Below are 18976 nucleotides of genomic sequence, written 5' to 3' on the forward strand. Positions count from 1 at the left end.
GAGTTCCCGATGTCCCTGGACGGCAAAGTCGCCATCGTCACCGGTTCCGGCAAGGGTCTCGGCTTGGCCTACGCCCAGCAGTTGGCCAGGCAGGGTGCCGCCGTCGTGGTCAACGACGTCGACGCCGAGGCCGCGAACCAGGCCGTTTCGGCGGTCGAGGCGGCCGGCGGACGCGCCGCCGCGCTGGTCGCACCGGTCGGTCCAACCGAGACCGCCGAGGCCCTCGTCGCCACCGCGGTCGAGCGCTTCGGTCGACTCGACATCCTGGTCACCAACGCGGGAATCCTGCGGGACACGGTGCTGTGGAAGATGAGCGACGAGGACTTCGACACCGTCGTCAACGTGCACCTGCGGGGCACCTTCACCACCGTCCGGGAAACCGTCCGGCACCTGCGGCAGGCCGGCGAGGGCGGGCGCATCATCTGCATCGGCTCCCCGACCGGCCAGCGCGGCAACTTCGGACAGACCAACTACGCCGCCGCCAAGGCCGGCATCGTCGGGATGGTGCGGACCTGGGCGCTGGAGCTCAAGCGGGCCGGCATCACCGTCAACGCGGTCGTGCCGGTGGCCGCGACCGCGATGACCGCCACCGTCCCCTACTTCGCCGCCGCGGTGCGGGCCGCCGACCAGGGCGAGCCGATGCCCGACTTCTTCCGGCACGATCTCGGGTTCGGTACCGCCGACGACGTGGCCGGGCTCATCGCCTTCCTCGGCTCCGACGCCGCCGCCGGCGTGACCGGCCAGGTCATCGGGGTGGGCGGCGACCGCATCCAGATCTGGACCCACCCGGAGGCCGCGCTGACCGCGTACCGCGAAGGTGGCTGGTCCTTCGACGCGTTGACCGCCGCGTGGCCGACGCAGTTCGCCGACGCGCTGCAGAGCGTCGGCGAACGCTTCCCGGAACTCCCCGAGGAGTTCCGGACCGACGTCTCCTGACCTGCGGCCGGACGGAGGGTGCCGAGCATGTACCAACCCGCGATCGACCTGGCCGCGATCACCGCGATCGACGTGCACGTGCACATCGAGGTGGACGGCCACGGCCACGCCTCGCTGCCCGAGCCGCTCGTCGTGGCCGCCTCGAAGTACTTCCGGACCGACGGCCCACGCCCGGCCGTCGAGGCCGTGGCGCAGCACTACCGGGAGCGCCAGATGGCCGCGGTGGTGTTCACCGTCGACGCCGGCACCCAGCTGGCCCACCAACCGCTGTCCAGCAGCGAGATCGCCCGAGCCGCCGCCGACCACGCGGACGTGCTCATCCCGTTCGGCTCGGTCGATCCGCGCACCGGCGACGCCGCACTCGAACTCGCCGCCCGTCTCGTCGAGGACGAGGGAGTACGCGGTTTCAAGTTCCACCCGACAGTGCAGGGCTTCGATCCGAGCCACGACGAGTACGCGCCGCTGTGGAGCCTCATTGAGAAGGCGGGCGTGCCGGCGTTGTTCCACACCGGGCAGACCGGCATCGGTGCCGGCCTGCCCGGTGGCTACGGCCTGCGGCTCGGGCTGTCCAATCCGATCCTGCTCGACGCGGTGGCCGCCGAGTTCCCGAATCTGCAGATCATCATGGCGCACCCGTCGGTACCCTGGCAGGACGAGGCGCTGTCGGTGGCGACACACAAACCCAACACCTGGATCGACCTGTCCGGGTGGAGCCCGAAGTACTTTCCGGCGGAGCTGGTGCGCCACGCCAACTCGATCCTGAAGCGCCGGGTGCTGTTCGGCACCGACTATCCGCTGCTCACCCCCGACCGATGGCTTCGGGACGTGGCGAACATCGACCTCAAACCCGACGTGCTCCCCGGCATCCTGAAGGACAACGCCGCCCGGCTGCTGCGCCTGACCGGGTGACCAGGACGAGAGGAATCCTGTGACGACGACTGTCGAGTTCCAGCAGCTCGGTGAGCTCACCGGCACCGACCTCGGATACACCGCCTACCGGACGGTCCACCAGGAGCAGGTGAACCTGTTCGCCGACGCCACCGACGACCACCAGTGGATCCACGTCGAACCCGAGCGGGCGAAGGCGGGGCCGTTCGGAGCGCCGATCGCCCACGGCTTTCTGACCCTCTCCCTCGCCGTTCCGTTCTGGACGGAACTGCTCGATGTGACGGGCGTGTCGACGAAGGTGAACTACGGTCTCGACAAGGTGCGGTTTCCCGCGCCGGTGGTGGTCGGGTCGCGGGTACGGATGCGGGCCGTCATCGCCGAGGTCACCGAGGTTCCCGGCGGGTACCAGCTCACCGTCGACCAGACGATTGAGATCGAGGGCGGAGCCAAACCCGCGGTCGTCGCCCGGGGCCTGTACCGCTTCTATGCCTGAGCCCTGCCGTCGGCTCCCACCAGGAATCCGTTCCTCTACCAGGAGTCCGCTCCCTCATCAGGAGGTCGCCGATGCATCAGCACGGAATCGGCGCCTGGCTGTCCAGGCGCCGCCGGACCGCCCCGGACCGGATCGCCCTCGTGCACGGCGAACAGTCGACCATCACCTACCGGCAGTTCGCTGACGGAGCGGACCGGATCGCGGCAGTGCTGCGGAACCTCGGCGTCGGCAAGGGAGACTCCGTCGCCTACCTCGGCGAGAACAGTCCCGAGTTCCTGCAGACGATGTTCGGCACCGCCCAACTGGGCGCCGTGTTCGTACCCGTCAACACCCGGCTCGCGCCGCCCGAGATCGCTCACGTCCTCACCGACAGCGGTGCCGCGGTTCTCCTGCACGATCCCGAGTTCGCGCCCCGGCTCGCCCCGGTAGTCGGCACCGTACCGACCCGGCATGTCGTCGTCACCGGGGCCGGCACCGCGCAGCGTCCCGGCCTCGACTCGCTGCCGGGTGATGCCGCGCCCGGAGACACCGCAGACGTCACCCCGGACGACCCCGCCGCGATCATCTACACCTCGGGCACGACCGGCCGGGCCAAGGGCGCGGTGCTGACCCACGGCAACCTGACCTGGGTTGCGATCAATACCATCGTCGACTACGACGTCGTCTCCACCGACGTCGCGCTGATGATCTCGCCGCTGTTCCACGTCGCGTCGCTGGGCATGGGCGCGCTACCGGTCGTGCTCAAGGGCGCCACGCTGGTGCTGGAGAAACGGTTCGATCCGGGGCGGGCGCTCGCCCAGATCGAGCGGCACCGGGTGACCATGCTCAGTGGGGTGCCGACCACCTACCAGATGATGGCCGACCACCCGCAGTGGCCGTCGACCGACCTGTCGACCCTGACCAAGCTCACCTGTGGCGGGTCGGCCGTCCCGACCCGCATTCTCAACGCCTACGAGGAACGCGGCCTGTCCTTCTCACAGGGGTACGGGATGACCGAGACGTCACCGGGCGCCACCGCGCTGTCAGCGGCGATGACCCGGGCGAAGCAGGGCAGCGTCGGCCTGCCCCACTTCTTCACCGATGTCCGGGTCACCGACGAACGCGGCGAGTTGGCTGCGGCGGGAACCGTCGGCGAGATCGAGATCACCGGCCCGAACGTCTTCGCCGGCTATCACCGGCTGCCCGAGGAGACGGCCCGGTCGTTCACTGCGGACGGCTGGTTCCGCAGCGGCGACCTCGGCTACCTGGACGCCGACGGATACCTCTACATAGTCGGCCGGCTCAAGGACATGATCATCTCCGGGGGCGAGAACATCTACCCGCCCGAGATCGAACTCCTGCTCGGTGAAGTGGACGGGGTGACCGGGGTCGCGGTCATCGGGGTGCCCGACCCACAGTGGGGCGAGGTGCCGTGGGCGATCATGACAGTCCGGGAAGGCACCGTCGTCGACCTCGACGTGGTACGCGCCCACTTGGACGGCAAGATCGCCCGCTACAAGCTGCCCAAGAACGTCGTCATCGTGACCGAGCTGCCCCGGACCGCGTCGGGGAAGGTGCGGAAGGCCGACCTGCGGGCCCGGTTCGGCGGCTAGGCCCGGGGCGGGTGGCGAGCGCGGCGAACTCCGCGTCGGACGCGGCGGCCAGCCGCTCGTGTACCTGCCGGTACACCTGCGTCGATCTCGTCGCCGGCCAGTCCTCGTCCATGAACTCGCGGGGCAGTCTCGGGTCGACACGCAGCAACGCGAGCCAGTCCGCGACGAGCATCATCCGCACCGTCAAGGCGCTCGGCGCCTGTGTCACCGCACCCGGGTCGTCCCAGACCTCGATGAACGCCAGGTGTTCGCGCCGGATCGCCTCGATGTCCCACGCCGAGCGGACACTGTCGGCGATCGGGAAATCCGCGAACTCCCGCGCGTGGAAGGCGATCACCGTGTTCGGCGGCAGATCCTGGCGCAGCGGTTCCAGGGAGCCGGCGAGGTCGACCTCGCCGGGCGCCAGCCACAACCCGTCGCGAAGCGGCGCGAAGCCCTCCCAGGTGAGGGTCGACCGCAGCCGGTGACGGAACGTACGCTGGCCCTCCGGGATGGTGAAGGTGACCAGCGTCCATCCGGTGCCCTGCGGATCGAACGGGTGCGGGCCGCGGACCCGGTCCGTCGCCTCGCGCAGGACCGCTGACCCGTGTCCGGTCAGGGCGAAGGAGATCTCCCGACCGCTTCTGCTCCGCGCGAGGATGCCGCTGTGTACGAGCCGGTCCAGGGTGGCCCGGGTCGCTGGGGCGGCGACGCCGGCTCCTTCGAGCACCCCGATCAACGCGCTGGCCCGGATCGGACCCGGATCGTCGTCGACGACGTACTCACCGAAGAAGGCGAGCAGCAACTGCTTCGGTTGACGGCTGCGCACGGTCATCCCCCGGACGGATCGATCGACGGTACGATCATGGCGCCACGGCCTGCCCCCGTTTGGCCCGTTGGATCTGGTCGTACACGTGCGTGCGCAGTTGCGTGAAGCGGGGCAGTGCCCGGGTGTTGATCTGGTCACGGCCGGGTGGCAGGTCGACGGTCAGATCCTCCTGCACCCAGGTTGGTGAGCTGGACAGTACGAGGACCCGTTCGCCGAGGTAGATCGACTCGTCGATGTCGTGGGTGACGAAGACGATCGACATGTTGCGCGAGGTGTGCAGCTCACGTACGAGATCCTCCAGGTCAGCCCGGGTCTGGGCGTCGACTGCGGCGAACGGCTCGTCCATGATCAGCACCTCCGGTTGGTACGCGACGGCGCGGGCGATCGCCACCCGCTGCTGCATCCCACCGGACAGCTGCCACGGGTGGCTACGGGCGGCGTGGCCCAGACCCACCGCGTCGAGGGCGTCGGCCACCAGCTTTCCCCGTGCCGCGCTGGACAACCGCTTGTGGCGCAGCGGCAGCTCGACGTTGCCGCGGACCGTCAGCCACGGGTAGAGGCTGCGGCCGTACTCCTGAAAGACGACGGCCATCGCCGGGCTCGGGCCGGTCACCGGGGCCCCGTGCATCTCGACCCGGCCGCTCGTCGGCCGTAGCAGACCGGCGAGACACTTCAGCAGGGTCGTCTTGCCACAACCCGACGGCCCCACGACGCAGAGCAGCTCACCGGCGTCCATGGTGAAACTGACGTCGCCGATCGCCTCGACATCGCCGGTGGCCGATTCGTAGACCTTGCACAGGTGCTCCACCTGCAACAGGACATCGCGGTCAGGCACGGTTGACCTCCCTGATTCCGTGGTACCAGCGCAACACCCGCCGCTCAACGACACCGAACGTCACGGCGAGCAGGACACCGACGAGACCGAGCAGCAGGATGCCGCTCCACATCTCGGCGATGAGGTAGTTCCGTTGGAAGTAGGCGATCCGGTAACCGAGACCAGCGGACGAGGCGAACATCTCCGAGATGACCATCAGGATGAGCGCCACCGACAGGCTCTGCCGCACGCCGGCCATGATGCGCGGGCTCGCCGCGGGCAGTACCAGGAACCAGAGCCGCTCCCACCAGGTGACCTGGAACGATTCCGCGGTTTCCGACATGACACTGTCAATCGCCCGGACCCCGTCGATCGTGTTCAGCAGGACGGGCCACAGCGCGCCGGAGACGATCACCACCACCTTCATGGTGTCGGTGATCCCGAGCAGCAGCATCACGACGGGGATCAGCACCGGCGGCGGGATGGACCGGAAGAACTCCAGCAGTGGTTCGAGCAGCTCACGCAGCCAGCCGAACAGACCGATGAGGGTGCCGGCGGCGACACCGAGCACGATCGAGGCGAGGATCCCCAGGGCCAGCCGGTACAGGCTCGGCAGTACGTCCTCGACGAACGCCGCGCCGACCCAGGTGTCGATGAAGGACTCGGCGATCGCGACCGGTCCGGGGAAGAACCTGTTCGTCGACGAGGTGGACAGCACACCCCAGAGCACCAGCAGCAGGAACGGCAGACCGAGGGAGTAGAGGAACCCGCCGACGACGCGGCGCCCGACGCCGCGTCGTCGGTGCGGTCGTCCGGTCCCCGGGATGGTCCGGGCGGTCACGGCGACGGTCCGGGTGCTCACTGGACCTGCTCCCCTCGCACCGACTGGTGCCACGACAACGATCGGCGCTCGATGTACCGGAAAACCAGGTTGACGCCGAGCCCGAGCAGCCCGGTGACCACGACGAAGGCGTACAGCCCGGTGGCGTCGCCGGCGGACCGGGACAGTTCGATCATCTGGCCCAGGCCCGGGTTTCCGATCACCATCTCAGCGGTGATCGCGAGGATGAGCGCGACCGCGGCGGCCAGCCGGACGCCGGTCATGAGGTACGGCAGCGCGGTCGGCAGGACCAGGTACCACAGACGTTCCCAACGGGTCAGGTCGAAGCTGCGGGCGGTGTCCCGGGCGACCGCGTCGACGTCGGCGACGCCGTAGATCATCTGAACGAATACCTGCCAGAACGACGCGTAGATGATGATGACGAGGGCGGCCCGCATCTGGATGCCGAACATCAGGACGGCGAGCGGGATGAGTGCCACCGAGGGAATCGGGCGCAGGAACTCGACCATCGTGTGGGTGGCGCGGCGCAGAAAGGGCACCAGACCGACGACCGCGCCCAACGCGACCGCCGCAGCCGTCGCCACCGACAGACCGATCCCCCACGACGTCATGGTGAGCCCGAGCCGACGCCAGAAGGCGAGGTCACGGAACTCCTCGACGAGCCGCACGAGCACGTCGGTGACGTAGGGCAGGTACTGCGAGTTGACCAGTCCCAGGGTCGGGACCAGCTGCCAGATGAGGAGGAACCCGAGCAGGCCGGCGCCGCCCAGCAGAACCTTGCGCGGCGAACGGGGACGCCGCATGGACAACACGTGCATGTCGCTCCCGTGGTGGGCGGTCCCGCCCGCTCGCGGTGGGTGCCGGAGCGGGCGGGACCGTACGGCTACTGCTGCTGGATGAGGCGGTCGAAGTCCGGCTGCTCGTCCAGTACGCCGTACTCGCCGGCAAGCGTCGCGAGCGTCTCCAGGCTCGCCCGGTCCAGCTCCCAGCCGAACTCCGGCAGCCGGACCGAATCGGCGACCGCCTCGGGGAGCTCGAGGTTGTCCTTGATCGCCTGTCGGACGTCCGTCTCGTTAGCGGGGTCCTGCGCCCACTCGAGCGTTTCCTGCATCGCCGCCGAGAAGTCGCCGATCAGCTCGGCGTCGGACTCGAGGCTGTCCGCGAGGGTGATCGTGGTCAGGGTCGCCAGCCCGGGGATGACCGCCTGGTAGGGCTCGACGACGACGGCGTCGCCGCGGTCGCGCAGCTGGGTGACGAACGGCTCCGGCACCCACGCCGCCTCGATGTTGCCGGCTTCGAGCTGGGCCGGGACGTCGGGGAAGGCGACCTCGACGAACTCGATCGTCGTCGGGTCTCCCCCGTCCTGCTCCACCGCCGCCATGATCGTCACGTCGCCGGCCGCGCCGAGGCTGTTCACCGCGACCCGACGCCCGGCGAGTTCGGCGGGACGGGTGATGCCGGACGCCGCGGACGCCACCACGGCGTTGATGTCGTCGCCCTCCGCGTAAGAGGAGGCGTAGTTGCCGATGAGCACGACGCCGAGGTCCTGCACGTCGGCGCGGAACGGGCCGAACGGCTGACCGATGGCGAAGTCGATGTCCCCGTTGATCAGGGCGGGGATGGCCTGGGCGCCACCCTGTGCGGGCAGCACCTCCACCTCGATCCCCCGCTCGGCGAAGATGCCGGCTTCGATGCCGCCCCACAGTGCGGCGGTTTCCGTGATCGGCAGCGCCGCGACCCGGACCTGACGCAGCTCGCCGTCCGTCTGGTCGTCGGTCGAGGTCGCGTCCGAGTCGGTACAAGCGGTAAGGGCGAACACCATGGTGGCGATCAGCCCGAAGGTAAGTGTCTTCTTCACTGACGAGGCCTTCCGGGGCGGAGGTCGTGGGGTGCGTCAATCCCGGCAGTAGGCCCACCCCGCGCAGATACGTATCGATGTGAGCGGAGTCACCCTGCCGTGGTGGCCATGCTCGGCTACGAGGCCGTCAGATGTCAACAAATTCTGACGACCGTCACGGAAAAGTTGAATATCGCTGTCTGACCGGTCGCGCACGCGGCCGCGCCGGACCGGGATCCCCGGTCCGGCGCGGCTGTCGTACCTGGGTCAGCTAATCGGCTCGATCCAGATGTTGCGGTACTGCACGGCGTTCTGGTGGTCCTGCAGCCGGATGGACCCGGTCGCCGGTCCCTCGGGGATGTTGCCGCCGGTCGGGCCGGTGATGGCGACGTCGTCGTGCACGGTCACACCGTTCCAGACCAGGGTGACCCGGGCGTCGGAGGTCTTCTCACCGGCGCTGTCGTAGCGGGCCGCACGGTAGGTGATGTCGTACGTCTGCCACGTCTCCGGCGGCCTCGCGGCGTTGACGTCCGGCGGCTTCTGCAGGTAGATGGCACCCGCCTCGTTGTTGTCCAGGGTCGGGTCCCCGTACGAGTCGAGGATCTGGATCTCGTAGCGCTCCTGCAGGTAGACGCCGCTGTTACCGCGGTTCTGCCCGGTGACGTCCGGCGGCAGTTGCGGCACTTTGAACTCGACGTGCAGCCGGAAGTCGCCGAACGCCTGCCGGGTGCGCAGATCGCCGCAGCAGACCTCCATCGCCCCGTCACCGACCAGCGGCCAGCTCGCCGAGCGCCCGTCGGTGTGCTGCCACTCCGACAGGTTGCCGCCGTCGAACAACACGATCCGTTCACCCGGCTTACGGACGGTGATCAGATCCAGGTTGACGTGACCGGTGTCGGTCGCGTCCACCCGGTACTGGATCGCGTTGATGCCCCGACGCAGGGTGAGCAGTTCCGTCTTGGTGGCCCACTCCTTCCAGGTGACGGTGGTCGGCAGGACGGTCTGCCGTACCTTCTCGCCGTTCACGTAGATGCTGACTGTCTTGTCGCCCTGGAACGGGTTCGGGCCGTTGCTGTAACGCAGCCCCACCTCGTACTCGCCGTTGCGCTTGACCTCGACGTGCACGGTGTTGGCGGCGTTCAACTCGCCGAACCCGGCCACGAAGCCGACGCCCGAGTGGCCGGCGTGCTCGGTGTCGTACCGGGCACTGCCCTGCTGGTAGCCCTCCTCGGCCTCGTAGAAGACACGGTCCGGCTGGGCACCCGGGATGGCGTTCAGCGTGTACCAGGCCTCGGTGCTCCACAACTCCTCGCCGTTGGAGGCGGTGAACGAGCGCGGCGAGCGCAGGTGCACCACCCGGCCCTGCTGCAGGCCGTCGACCATCACCCGGACCGTCCGACGGTCGTTGGAGACGATGACCTCGCGGACGGTCAGCGTCTCCTCGTCGACCTTCGGTCCGCCGTACGTGGGGGTCGGCGCGTAGCGCCACTGCTTGATCTGGTAACGACCGGCGATGTCCTGGATCGTCTCGGTGGACAGCGGCCGGGTGTATTCGATCTTGAAGCCGTTCGGGGTGGCGCTCATCGACTTCATGTCGAACGTCCGGTTGCCGTTCGGGGTCAGCTTCTGCAGCCCGTACCGCAGCTTGCCGGCCTGGCCCCAGTTGCCGTCGGCACCGAGCCCACCGACGTAGATCGCCCCGTCCGGGCCGATGGAGACCTCGTTGACGCCGGCCTCGAGTCCCTGGGTGTGCCGGAACACCGCGCCCTGGTATTCGCCGTGCACCTCCTCCAGGTACGCGCGCTGCAGCCCACCGTAGGTGACGTCACCGATCAGGAACTGGTCCCGGTACGGGCCCTTTTTGATCCGCACCGGGGTGCTCGGCGAGTTGGCGATCTCGTTCTGCGGCAGCCAGAGCGCCGGCTTACTGACCGGGTTGGCGTCGAACGGCCCGTCCGGGTTGGTGTAGTGGTTGAAGAACCGGTCCTGCTCGATGTGCACCAGCTTGGAGGCGGGCAGCCAGCCACCCTGGTTGTCGGTGACGAAGAGCTCCTGGTCCCGGCCCCAACCGATGCCGTTCGGGGTGCGCAGACCACCGGCGATGTAGCTGACCTCGCCGGTGCGCCGGTTCACCTTGATGCTGGTGCCCCGGTTGCCGATCGGCTGCGGGTCGGTGGTGGCGCCGCCGTAGTCGATCGCCACCGAAAGGTTGAGGTAGAAGTGTCCGCCCCGGTAGAGCAGGCCAAAGGCGAACTCGTGGAAGTTGCCCCCGTACGGCCACCTGGCCACCGTCCGGTACTCGTCGGCGACCTCGTCACCGTCGGTGTCACGCAGCTCGGTGAGCTCGTGCTTCTGCGAGACGTAGATGGTGCCGTCGACCACCGCCAGGCCCATCGGCTCCCGCAGGCCGCTGGCGACCTTCTTGTACGTGACCTGCTCGGCGCTGGTCGGCCCGGTGACGTTCTCGACGATGTAGACCTCGCCGAGAACTTCCTCACTGCCGCCCCAGGTGGCGATGACCAGTCGACCGTCCTCGGTCCAGTCCATGCCCGAGACCTGCGGTTCGAACCCGTCCGGCCGCAGGTCGGTCAGGGTGTAGTCGGGGTGTACCGCGTCCAGCGGAAGCCCGTCGCCGGGGGTGTCGGTGACCCCCTGGCATGCCTTGCGGCCGGGCGCGGTCACCCGGACCACGCCGGCGTCGGTACTCAGTACGGAGTTGGGCACGACGGCGAACTCCTCGGCGCCCGGCGGTTGCCAGGACAGGGTGAGCTCCTGCCCACCGCCGGCCTCGAAGTACTCGACCCGCAACGCGTGGTAACCCTCGGTCAGGGCCACCGCGCCGTCCATCGGGGTCGCCCCGTGCAGCCCGTCGTGGTCGATGACCACCGCGTCGTCGATGTAGAGACGGGAGCCGTCGTCGCTGACCAGCCGGAACGTGTACGTGCCTGCGGCGGCGACGTGCAGGTTCGCGAGGGCGTGCGTGACGAAGTTGTCCTCCTGCCCGAAGTCGTCCGCCGTTGACCAGTCGACGATCGGCATCAACTTGTCGACGTTCGGGGTCTGCCCGGGTTTGAGGGTGCAGATCTCGGTCAGCGGTACGCCGATGTCATACGTACGCAGGGTGACACCCGGCTCCTGCGGCGGCAGGTCGGCGACCTGGGCAGCGGCCGGTGACGAACTGACGGCGGCCAGTGAAGCGAGCAGGGCGGTGACAACGAGTATTGCCGGGCCACGTGTTCCTGGCGGGCGTGGAGACATTCCTCCCCCTTCAAGGGTGCTGATGAGCGCCGCGATCGCAACCATCGCCGAGGGGTTGCCTGCCCGGTGGACGAGATGATCTCGAAGCACGGCTGCGGCACATCATGGGTTACATTCGCTGAAGTGGCAAGATCTTCTGAGCAATCGGATCAAACTTTTGCTCTTGAAAGACAAAAGATCCCGCAGGGGCCGTGACGTCCGTCGAAGGACCGGCCGTCAGGGCGGTCGGCGGAATATGCGTCCACCCGGCACACCGGCACGAGACGGTAGAGTCGGCGGGCCGACCTGCGCCCATCAGAAGGAGTGCCGATGGCCGCGCGTTTCGAGGAACTTGACTGGCGGCAGACCCCGATCGGTGAGATCAGCCTGCGGCGGCGGCGGGACCCCGTCGTCGACCGCGACGTGTACGAGGTCAAACTGGGCGACGAGTACCTGATGTCGAGCCTGTTCACCGTCGCCGAGGTCGAGCTGGCCCGGCTCGCCCTGGCGGACCTGGCCGGCGAAGAACTCGATGTCGTCGTCGGTGGGCTCGGCCTCGGCTACACCGCCCACGCCGTACTGCGGGACCCACGGGTCCGGTCGTTGATCGTCGTCGAGGCGCTGGCCGACGTCATCGGGTGGCACCAACGCGGTCTGGTGCCGGGCGGAGAAGCACTCGTCGGGGATCCCCGGTGCCGGTTGGTGGCCGGCGACTTCTTCGCCCTGACTGCGGCGGCCGGCCCCGACCCGGCCGCACCTGGGCGACGGTTCGACGCCGTCCTCGTCGACATCGACCACTCCCCCGGGCATGTCCTGCACCAGTCGCATGCCGCCTTCTACCAGCCGGACGGTCTGCGGCACCTGGCTGGCCACCTACGGCCCGGCGGCGTGTTCGCGCTGTGGTCCGACGACCCACCGGAAGCCGGGTTCACCGCAGCGCTCGGCCGGGTGTTCCCGCAGGTCCGCACCGAAGTGGTCACATTTCGCAACCCGCTGCTCGGCACCGACTCGGCCAACACCGTGTACCTGGCGCAGACCCAGGCAGGGCCGCCAGACGAACCGGGTCAGCCAACGCCCGGCTGAGCGGCGATCGACGGAGCCGCCACCGCAACGCGCAGGTCGCGGACCTGCAGCGCGGTCGGTGTGCCGACCGGGTCGGGACGGACGCACGGGGTCGCCGCAGTGGCCAACGCGGCGCGGTCGTCCGCGCTGCTGATCTCGACCGCGACCTCGACGCACCCCTCGGTGGTCCGCAGGACATTGCCGTACACGCTGTACACCTGGCTCGGCACCAGATAGGGATAGTCGAACCGACTGACGGCCCCGTCGGACGGACGGCTGATGGACAGCCGGATGGTGACCCCGGTCGGCACCCGCTCGGTGGAGACGAACAGTGGCCAGGCCGCCTGGCATCGCTGGGAGTAACGCAGGGTGAGGCTGCCGTAGGGCGGCTGGGTCGGGTCCCGGTCGGGGACCTGCACGGTGTGCGTGCTCACCGCGTCGAGGTGGCACTGTTCCTGCTGCGGGTCCGCGCCGTCCGCCGCCGGTGACACGACGGCCGAGGTCGCCACGGGTTCCTGCACCGCCCCGCCGAGCCGGTCGATTACCGACGTCGGCACCAGGATCACCGCGGCGACGACAGCAGCGAACCCGCCGGTCGCCGTCAGCGCCCGGCGGGAGACGTGCGGCTCGCGTACGGCGGGCCGGTCGGCCGGTTGCGCGGCACCGTTGACGAGTGCGTCGACCTGTCCCCACCGCTGCCGCCAGGTGTCCTCGTCGCCGTCACAGGCACGGACGAACGCCAAGGTCAGCTCCAGCGAGGGCAGCCGGGTTCCGGACAACACGCTGGACAGCGCGGTGTGCGAGTAGTGGGCCCGCTCCGCCATCTTGCGCAACGAGGGCTGCCCGGCATCGCGTCGGAGCTGTTCGAGATCGGTGATGAAGGCACCGAGCGGGCCGGCGGCGGAACCACGAGCGCCGGCGTGTCCATTTTGATCCGTCATGGCCTCTCCTGAACGCGTAAACCTGGTGTCAACAGCGGTCAAGCCAGTGCTTTACGAGCCGGTCCACGCCAGTATCAGCCTCGACGCAGCTGCCCGTTGGATAGACGCCAGTGAACAGCGTCTCACAGTCCGTACTGGACCACGTACGCGTCCGCATCCTGACCGGTCGGCGCATCCGGGCGACGAGAGCCGCCCGCAACGTCGTCCGGCATGGACGCGGTACCGGGTGGACGGGCAGTCCGCTCTACGACAGGAGGACCGCGTGCACCACCTCAAGGAATCCGAACCCGCCCACCGACCGGTGTCCAGGACTATCCACCGGCTCGTGCGGGGCGTCCTGGCGTCCCTCGCCGCGCTGGTGATGGTGCTGGTCGGAGCCACCGCACCGGCGATCGCCGGGATCACCGGCTACCGGATCACCGGCACCGGTGGCGCCGGGCTGATCGTGCGGACCAATCCGCACGATGCCTCGGCACCGGCGGTCACCGTCCTCGCCGACGGCACGTACTTCACCGCCGAGTGCGCGGTACGCGGCCGCAACATCTACGGCAACAACGTCTGGCACCAGATCAGCGCGCCGGTGAACGGCTGGATCAGCGACTACTACACCACCACGCCCGGCTTCAACCAGTACCTGCCGGGCGAGCCGGAGTGCGGCTCCGGCACCCCACCGCCGACCGGCACCCGGGAGCAGCGTGCCCTCGCCTGGGCCCGGTCGGTCCTCGGACACACGCACACCAACGGCGACCTCGGCGACAGCAACCATCCATGGGACGGCTGGTGCGACAACTTCGTCGGGCACGCGTACGGACGGGCCGCCAGTGGCTACGCCACCGCACTGGTCCACTACAACGCGTTGTACCAGCGCGGCCTCATCCACACCACCGGCACACCGCCGCCCGGCGCCCTGGTCTTCTTTGCCGGAGCGCAGATCAACGGCTACGCCGGTCACGTGATGCTCTCCGAGGGCAACGGCAGTTACATCACCACCGCCCCCACCATCCGGCAGGTCTCGCTCAGCTGGCCCGGCGCGCCGTACCTCGGCTGGTCGTACGCGGACCCGGAGTGGCCGGGACGTTGACCACCGCGTCACCCGACCACCGCGTCACCCGTCGGAACTCAGTCACTGCTCGTCGTTGCAGGAAAGGAACATGATGGATCCCGATCGTCTCCCGCCCGCCTCCGCCGGCGGCCGGCGGCGCCGTCCTCGGCCGGCGCTGGGCCTCGCCCTGCTCTCCGTCGTCGGCGCGGTCGCTCTCGCGGTGCCCGGCACGGCCAGCGCCACACCGGTCAGCGGTGCCGTCGACGGAACCGTCCCGGCCAGCGTCGGCGAGCCGGCCGCCACGCCGGCACCGGACACCGTCAGCGTCAACGCCGTCGGTATCGACCTGTGCGCCCAGGTGGGGTACGCCGCCGGGTTCCGGGGCAGCCCACTGGTCACTGCGGTCGCGGTGGCCATGGCGGAGTCCTCGTGCAACCCGTCGGCGGTCGGCAGCAACGGCCCCACCGCCGGATGTCCCAACGGATCATTGGACCGCGGACTCTGGCAGATCAACAACTGCTACCACCCCACCGTGACCGACACCTGCGCCTACGACGCCCAGTGCAACGCGAACGCCGCGTACAACATCTCCAGCGGCGGCAGCAACTGGCAGCCGTGGTCGACCTACAACAGCGGCGTGTACGCCAACCACCTGTCCGCCGCGCAGGCAGCGGTGAACCGGCTCGGCGGCGGCACGCCGGGCGGCGTGACCGGGACGATCCTGGCCAGCCCGTGGCTCAACGTCCGGGCCGGTCCCAGCACCACGTCCGCCGTCGTCGGATACACCTACTACGGCAGTACGGTGACCATCTCCTGCTACACCTTCGGTGAGTACGTCGGCGGCGGGTACTGGCCGTCATCGACGTGGGACCGGATCACCGATCCGGCCACCGGTGCCACCGGGTTCGCAGCGGACACCTGGATCAACACCACCCACGACGTCAAGAGCATGGTGCCGTCCTGCTGATCCGTCACGTCGGACGGCACCGGTGAGCCGGCCGTGTTGTCCCCTGCCGCCAGCGGCACGGGACAACACGGCCGGCTGCCGTGAGACCGAAGGCAGCCGGCCGGAGCAGGTCGCCGCGCGGCAGCGGACTGAACCCGCGCCGACCGACTTTTCGGCCCCTTACGTTAGAGTCCGGTCGTCGACCTGCCACCACACACGGGCGACGAAAGGAGAAGGACGTCAGGTGTCGGGAACAGCGGAAGCCCTACGACCGGTCACGGCAGAGGCGGCGCGGCGGCGTACCTTCGCGGTGATCTCCCACCCGGACGCCGGCAAGTCCACCATCACCGAGGCCCTCGCGTTGCACGCTCGGGCGATCAACTCCGCCGGCGCCGTACACGGCAAGGGCGACCGCCGTGGCGTGGTTTCCGACTGGATGGCCCTGGAGCAGCAGCGCGGCATCTCGATCACCTCTGCGGCGCTGCAGTTCACCTACCGCGACACGGTGGTGAACCTGCTCGACACGCCCGGGCACGCGGACTTCTCCGAGGACACCTACCGGGTGCTGACCGCAGTCGACTGCGCGGTGATGCTGCTCGACGCCGCCAAGGGACTGGAGCCGCAGACACTGAAGCTGTTCGAGGTGTGCCGCCACCGCCGGGTACCGGTGATCACCTTCATCAACAAGTGGGACCGACCCGGGCTGGAGCCACTCGAGCTGCTCGACGAGATCGAGCAACGGATCGGGTTGCGCTGCACCCCGCTGACCTGGCCGGTCGGTGTCGCGGGGCAGTTCCACGGGGTGGCCGACCGGCGCACCGGCCGGATGGTCGCGTTCACCCGCACCCCGGGCGGGGCGAGCGCCGTCATCGAGGAAACCTTCACCGCCGACGAGGCCAGCCGACGGTACGGCGCCGACTGGACCCAGGCGGTCGAAGAACTGGACCTGCTCGCCGCCACCGGCGCCGAACACGACCGGGCCGCGTTCGTCGCCGCGACCACCACGCCCGTGCTGTTCGGCGCCGCGGTCACCAACGCCGGCGTACGCCAGCTCCTCGACGTGCTGGTGGACACCGCCCCCGCGCCGACGGCCCGACCGGACACCACCGGCACTCCCCGCGCACTGGACGCGCCGTTCGCCGGATTCGTCTTCAAGACCCAAGCCAACATGAACCCCGCCCACCGTGACCAGGTAGCGTTCGTCCGGGTCTGCTCCGGCCGGTTCGAACGCGGCATGGTCGTCACCCACGCCGGCACCGGCCGCCCGTTCGCCACCAAGTACGCCCAACAGGTCTTCGGCCGCGACCGGGACACCATCGACGAGGCGTACCCGGGCGACGTGGTCGGACTGGTCAACGCCACCGCGCTGAGCATCGGCGACAGCCTCTACGCGCCTGGGCCGGCGGTGACATTTCCACCGCTGCCGTCGTTCGCCCCCGAACACTTCGTCGCCATCCGGGCCACCGACGCGTCGAAGTTCAAACGGTTCCGCCGCGGCATCGAACAACTCGACGGTGAAGGAGTGGTCCAGGTGCTGCGATCGGACCGTCGGGGCGAGCAGTCCCCGGTGCTCGCCGCGGTCGGGCCGATGCAGTTCGAGGTCGCCACCCACCGGCTGGCGACCGAGTTCGGGGTACCAACCGCAGTCGACCATCTGCCGTACACCCTCGCCCGGCGCACCGAAGCGGCGAGCGTGGCCGGGTTGAACGCCGCCCCCGGGGTCGAGGTGATGACCCGGGTGCGTGACGGCGAACTACTCGCCCTGTTCCCCGACAAGTGGCGGCTGTCCACTGTCCGCAACCGCGACCCCGACCTGGTGCTGGAACCGTTGCTCGCCGACGCCGGGAGCTGACCTTGCGCACCACGTCATGCGGCAGGCCGGGCCGGCGACCGCCGCGCGGTGATCAGATAGGTGCGAACCTCGGGGTAGACGAGGGGCGCGGGGTCGACATCTCCCCCTGCTGAAGGTGAGAGATTCGGCCCTCGGCGGTTCGTCCCCTGTGCACCACAAGGGTGGTCTTGCCGACGCCGGCGGTCTCCGACATGATGACGGTAGCTCCCGCCTGACAGTCCAGCAGACCGCGCAGCCGCTCCGGCTCCACGTGGCGGCCGACGAAGTCCGCCACGACCGGCAGCAGGTCGGGCATTGCACCGGCCGATTGTCATCGGGCTCCTCCTCGGCGCGGCCGCGTCCGACAACCGTCCACCATCGCTCGCAGCGTCTGCTCGACCCGCTCAGCGCCGACCGTGACCGAGAAGACTTTGTCGTAGTAGGACCGACCGGCCTGCCCGAGCAGCTCGAGCTTCTCACGGCCCAGGTCGCACACTTCGCGCAGGGCGGTTCCGATCGAGTCCGGATCCCCCGCCCGGGCGACGAAGCCGGCGCCACTGTCCTGGGCGGCCGTCGCGGCGTCGCCCTCGGCCGCGACGAGCAGTGCCCGGCCTGCCGCAAGGATCGCCTGCACCTTGCTCGGCATCGTGTACGCCGACATCCCACCGGGTCGCAGGCTCACGTAGTGCACGTCGCCGGCGGCCATCAGTGCGGGCATCCGGTCGCGGGGCAGCCGGCCGAGAAACCGGACGTTGGAGGCACCTGCCCGCGCCGCCCGGGCACGCAGCCGGTCCTCGGTGGTGCCCGACCCGGCGATGAGACAGACCAGCCTCGGATCCTCGACCCGGGCACACGCGTCGATCAGCGGGTCGAGACCCTGTGCTTCACCGAGCGCCCCGGCGTACGACAGCACCACCTGGTCGGGACGGATCCCGAGCTCGGCGCGCAGATCCCGATGGCGAACCGGCGTCGCCTCGTCGGCCCACATCGGGATGTAGACCAGCTTCTCCGGCGGTACGCCCCGCCCGGCGAGCAGCCCGCCCGCGCCGGGCGAGACGTAGGCCACCCGATCCGCGCTGCGGTACATCGCTTCGCACCAACCGGCCATCCCCCGTGCGAGGCTCCGTGACAACGGTCCGCCACCGAGGAATCCGCTGGCCACCGCGCTGTCCGGCCAGATGTCCAGAACGTGCAGCAGGACCGGTACCCGGTGCATGTACCGGGCGTACCACATCGGCATCGCCACCGAGATCGGCGAGTTGCCGACCCAGAGTGCGTCGAGTCCGCGCAGCGCGTCGGCGCCGGAGATCAGCGCCGAGCCAGCGAACGAGCCGTAGTTGACCAGTCGCCGTGCGGCGGACCGGTCATGGCTGGGATAGAGCGCCACCCGACGGATCCGCACGTCGCCATCCATCTCGTCGACCCGACGCGCCATCCGGTAGCCGGGTGTGAGCCGGCCGGTCGGATAGTTCGGAAAGCCGGTGACCACCCGTACCTCGTGTCCCCGTCGAGCGAGGGCGTGAGCGAGCCGGCCAGGCAGCGCGGCCGGCCCCGGCTCGGGATCGAACCACTGGGTGAGCAGACCGATCAGCATGCAATACAACTACCAGCCATTGAGGAGTGTTTTGCTCTTTTTGCAGTTTATGATGACCCGGCCCCCGATCGCGGGTCGCCAGGAGCATCCGAGCCTTCCTCACCTTGCCGGAAA

General features: G+C 69.3%; 16 protein-coding genes. 8 read left to right on the forward strand and 8 right to left on the reverse strand.

Annotated features, from left to right (window positions below; genetic code table 11):
* The first annotated feature begins 9 nt into the window (after positions 1 to 9).
* The 4 genes from O7621_RS22315 (at position 10) to O7621_RS22330 (ending at position 3909) form a co-directional block, all read left to right on the forward strand.
* A complete protein-coding gene (locus O7621_RS22315) occupies positions 10 to 936 on the forward strand; it encodes an SDR family NAD(P)-dependent oxidoreductase (RefSeq protein WP_282231065.1) in 927 nt (308 codons plus the stop codon).
* Positions 937 to 963: 27 nt separating this feature from the next.
* On the forward strand, positions 964 to 1845 hold the full coding sequence (locus tag O7621_RS22320; protein WP_282231066.1) for an amidohydrolase family protein: 882 nt from the start codon (positions 964 to 966) through the stop codon (positions 1843 to 1845).
* 19 nt (positions 1846 to 1864) lie between these two features.
* Positions 1865 to 2317, forward strand: coding sequence for a MaoC family dehydratase (locus O7621_RS22325; protein WP_282231067.1), 453 nt, complete (start codon positions 1865 to 1867; stop codon positions 2315 to 2317).
* A gap of 71 nt (positions 2318 to 2388) precedes the next feature.
* Positions 2389 to 3909: a long-chain fatty acid--CoA ligase gene (locus O7621_RS22330; protein ID WP_282231068.1), complete on the forward strand. Its 1521-nt coding sequence runs from the start codon at positions 2389 to 2391 to the stop codon at positions 3907 to 3909.
* On the opposite strand, the gene O7621_RS22335 is transcribed toward O7621_RS22330, so the two are convergent.
* The 6 genes from O7621_RS22335 to O7621_RS22360 all read right to left on the reverse strand — a co-directional run bounded on the left by O7621_RS22335 (position 3833) and on the right by O7621_RS22360 (position 11467).
* Positions 3833 to 4723 (reverse strand): PaaX family transcriptional regulator C-terminal domain-containing protein, encoded by an 891-nt coding sequence (locus tag O7621_RS22335; protein ID WP_282231069.1) that lies wholly within the window; start codon positions 4721 to 4723, stop codon positions 3833 to 3835. The two genes, O7621_RS22330 and O7621_RS22335, sit on opposite strands and share 77 nt — an antisense overlap.
* A 28-nt stretch (positions 4724 to 4751) precedes the next feature.
* A complete protein-coding gene (locus tag O7621_RS22340) occupies positions 4752 to 5552 on the reverse strand; it encodes an ABC transporter ATP-binding protein (protein WP_282231070.1) in 801 nt (266 codons plus the stop codon).
* Positions 5545 to 6393 (reverse strand): ABC transporter permease, encoded by an 849-nt coding sequence (locus O7621_RS22345; RefSeq protein WP_282231071.1) that lies wholly within the window; start codon positions 6391 to 6393, stop codon positions 5545 to 5547. The genes O7621_RS22340 and O7621_RS22345 overlap by 8 nt, the downstream gene beginning before the upstream one ends.
* Entirely contained in the window at positions 6390 to 7175 is a 786-nt protein-coding gene (locus tag O7621_RS22350; protein ID WP_282231072.1) for an ABC transporter permease subunit, read from the reverse strand. Before O7621_RS22350 ends, O7621_RS22345 begins: the two co-directional genes overlap by 4 nt.
* 80 nt (positions 7176 to 7255) lie before the next feature.
* Positions 7256 to 8230, reverse strand: a complete 975-nt coding sequence (locus O7621_RS22355) for an ABC transporter substrate-binding protein (protein ID WP_282231073.1) — start codon at positions 8228 to 8230, stop codon at positions 7256 to 7258.
* Between the two features lie 246 nt (positions 8231 to 8476).
* Positions 8477 to 11467 (reverse strand): family 16 glycoside hydrolase, encoded by a 2991-nt coding sequence (locus tag O7621_RS22360; protein ID WP_282231074.1) that lies wholly within the window; start codon positions 11465 to 11467, stop codon positions 8477 to 8479.
* 309 nt (positions 11468 to 11776) lie between these two features.
* Here O7621_RS22360 and O7621_RS22365 point away from each other — a divergent pair, with 309 nt between their 5' ends.
* Positions 11777 to 12529, forward strand: coding sequence for a spermidine synthase (locus O7621_RS22365; protein ID WP_282231075.1), 753 nt, complete (start codon positions 11777 to 11779; stop codon positions 12527 to 12529).
* Here the strand turns inward: O7621_RS22365 and O7621_RS22370 are convergent.
* Positions 12511 to 13449, reverse strand: a complete 939-nt coding sequence (locus O7621_RS22370; protein WP_282231076.1) for a DUF2690 domain-containing protein — start codon at positions 13447 to 13449, stop codon at positions 12511 to 12513. The genes O7621_RS22365 and O7621_RS22370 overlap by 19 nt on opposite strands.
* 325 nt (positions 13450 to 13774) lie before the next feature.
* Here O7621_RS22370 and O7621_RS22375 point away from each other — a divergent pair, with 325 nt between their 5' ends.
* The 3 genes from O7621_RS22375 (at position 13775) to O7621_RS22385 (ending at position 17289) form a co-directional block, all read left to right on the forward strand.
* Positions 13775 to 14530 carry a hypothetical protein gene (locus O7621_RS22375; RefSeq protein ID WP_282231077.1) on the forward strand — a complete coding sequence of 252 codons (756 nt, stop codon included), beginning with the start codon at positions 13775 to 13777 and terminating at the stop codon, positions 14528 to 14530.
* A gap of 73 nt (positions 14531 to 14603) precedes the next feature.
* Positions 14604 to 15458, forward strand: coding sequence for a transglycosylase SLT domain-containing protein (locus O7621_RS22380; protein WP_282231078.1), 855 nt, complete (start codon positions 14604 to 14606; stop codon positions 15456 to 15458).
* Between the two features lie 223 nt (positions 15459 to 15681).
* On the forward strand, positions 15682 to 17289 hold the full coding sequence (locus O7621_RS22385) for a peptide chain release factor 3 (protein WP_282231079.1): 1608 nt from the start codon (positions 15682 to 15684) through the stop codon (positions 17287 to 17289).
* A gap of 310 nt (positions 17290 to 17599) precedes the next feature.
* Here the strand turns inward: O7621_RS22385 and O7621_RS22390 are convergent, their stop codons facing one another.
* Complete coding sequence (locus tag O7621_RS22390) at positions 17600 to 18862, reverse strand: glycosyltransferase family 4 protein (protein ID WP_282231080.1); 1263 nt, start codon at positions 18860 to 18862, stop codon at positions 17600 to 17602.
* Positions 18863 to 18976 lie beyond the last annotated feature (114 nt).

Source organism: Solwaraspora sp. WMMD937 (assembly GCF_029581175.1).
In the GTDB taxonomy this organism is placed as follows: domain Bacteria; phylum Actinomycetota; class Actinomycetes; order Mycobacteriales; family Micromonosporaceae; genus Micromonospora_E.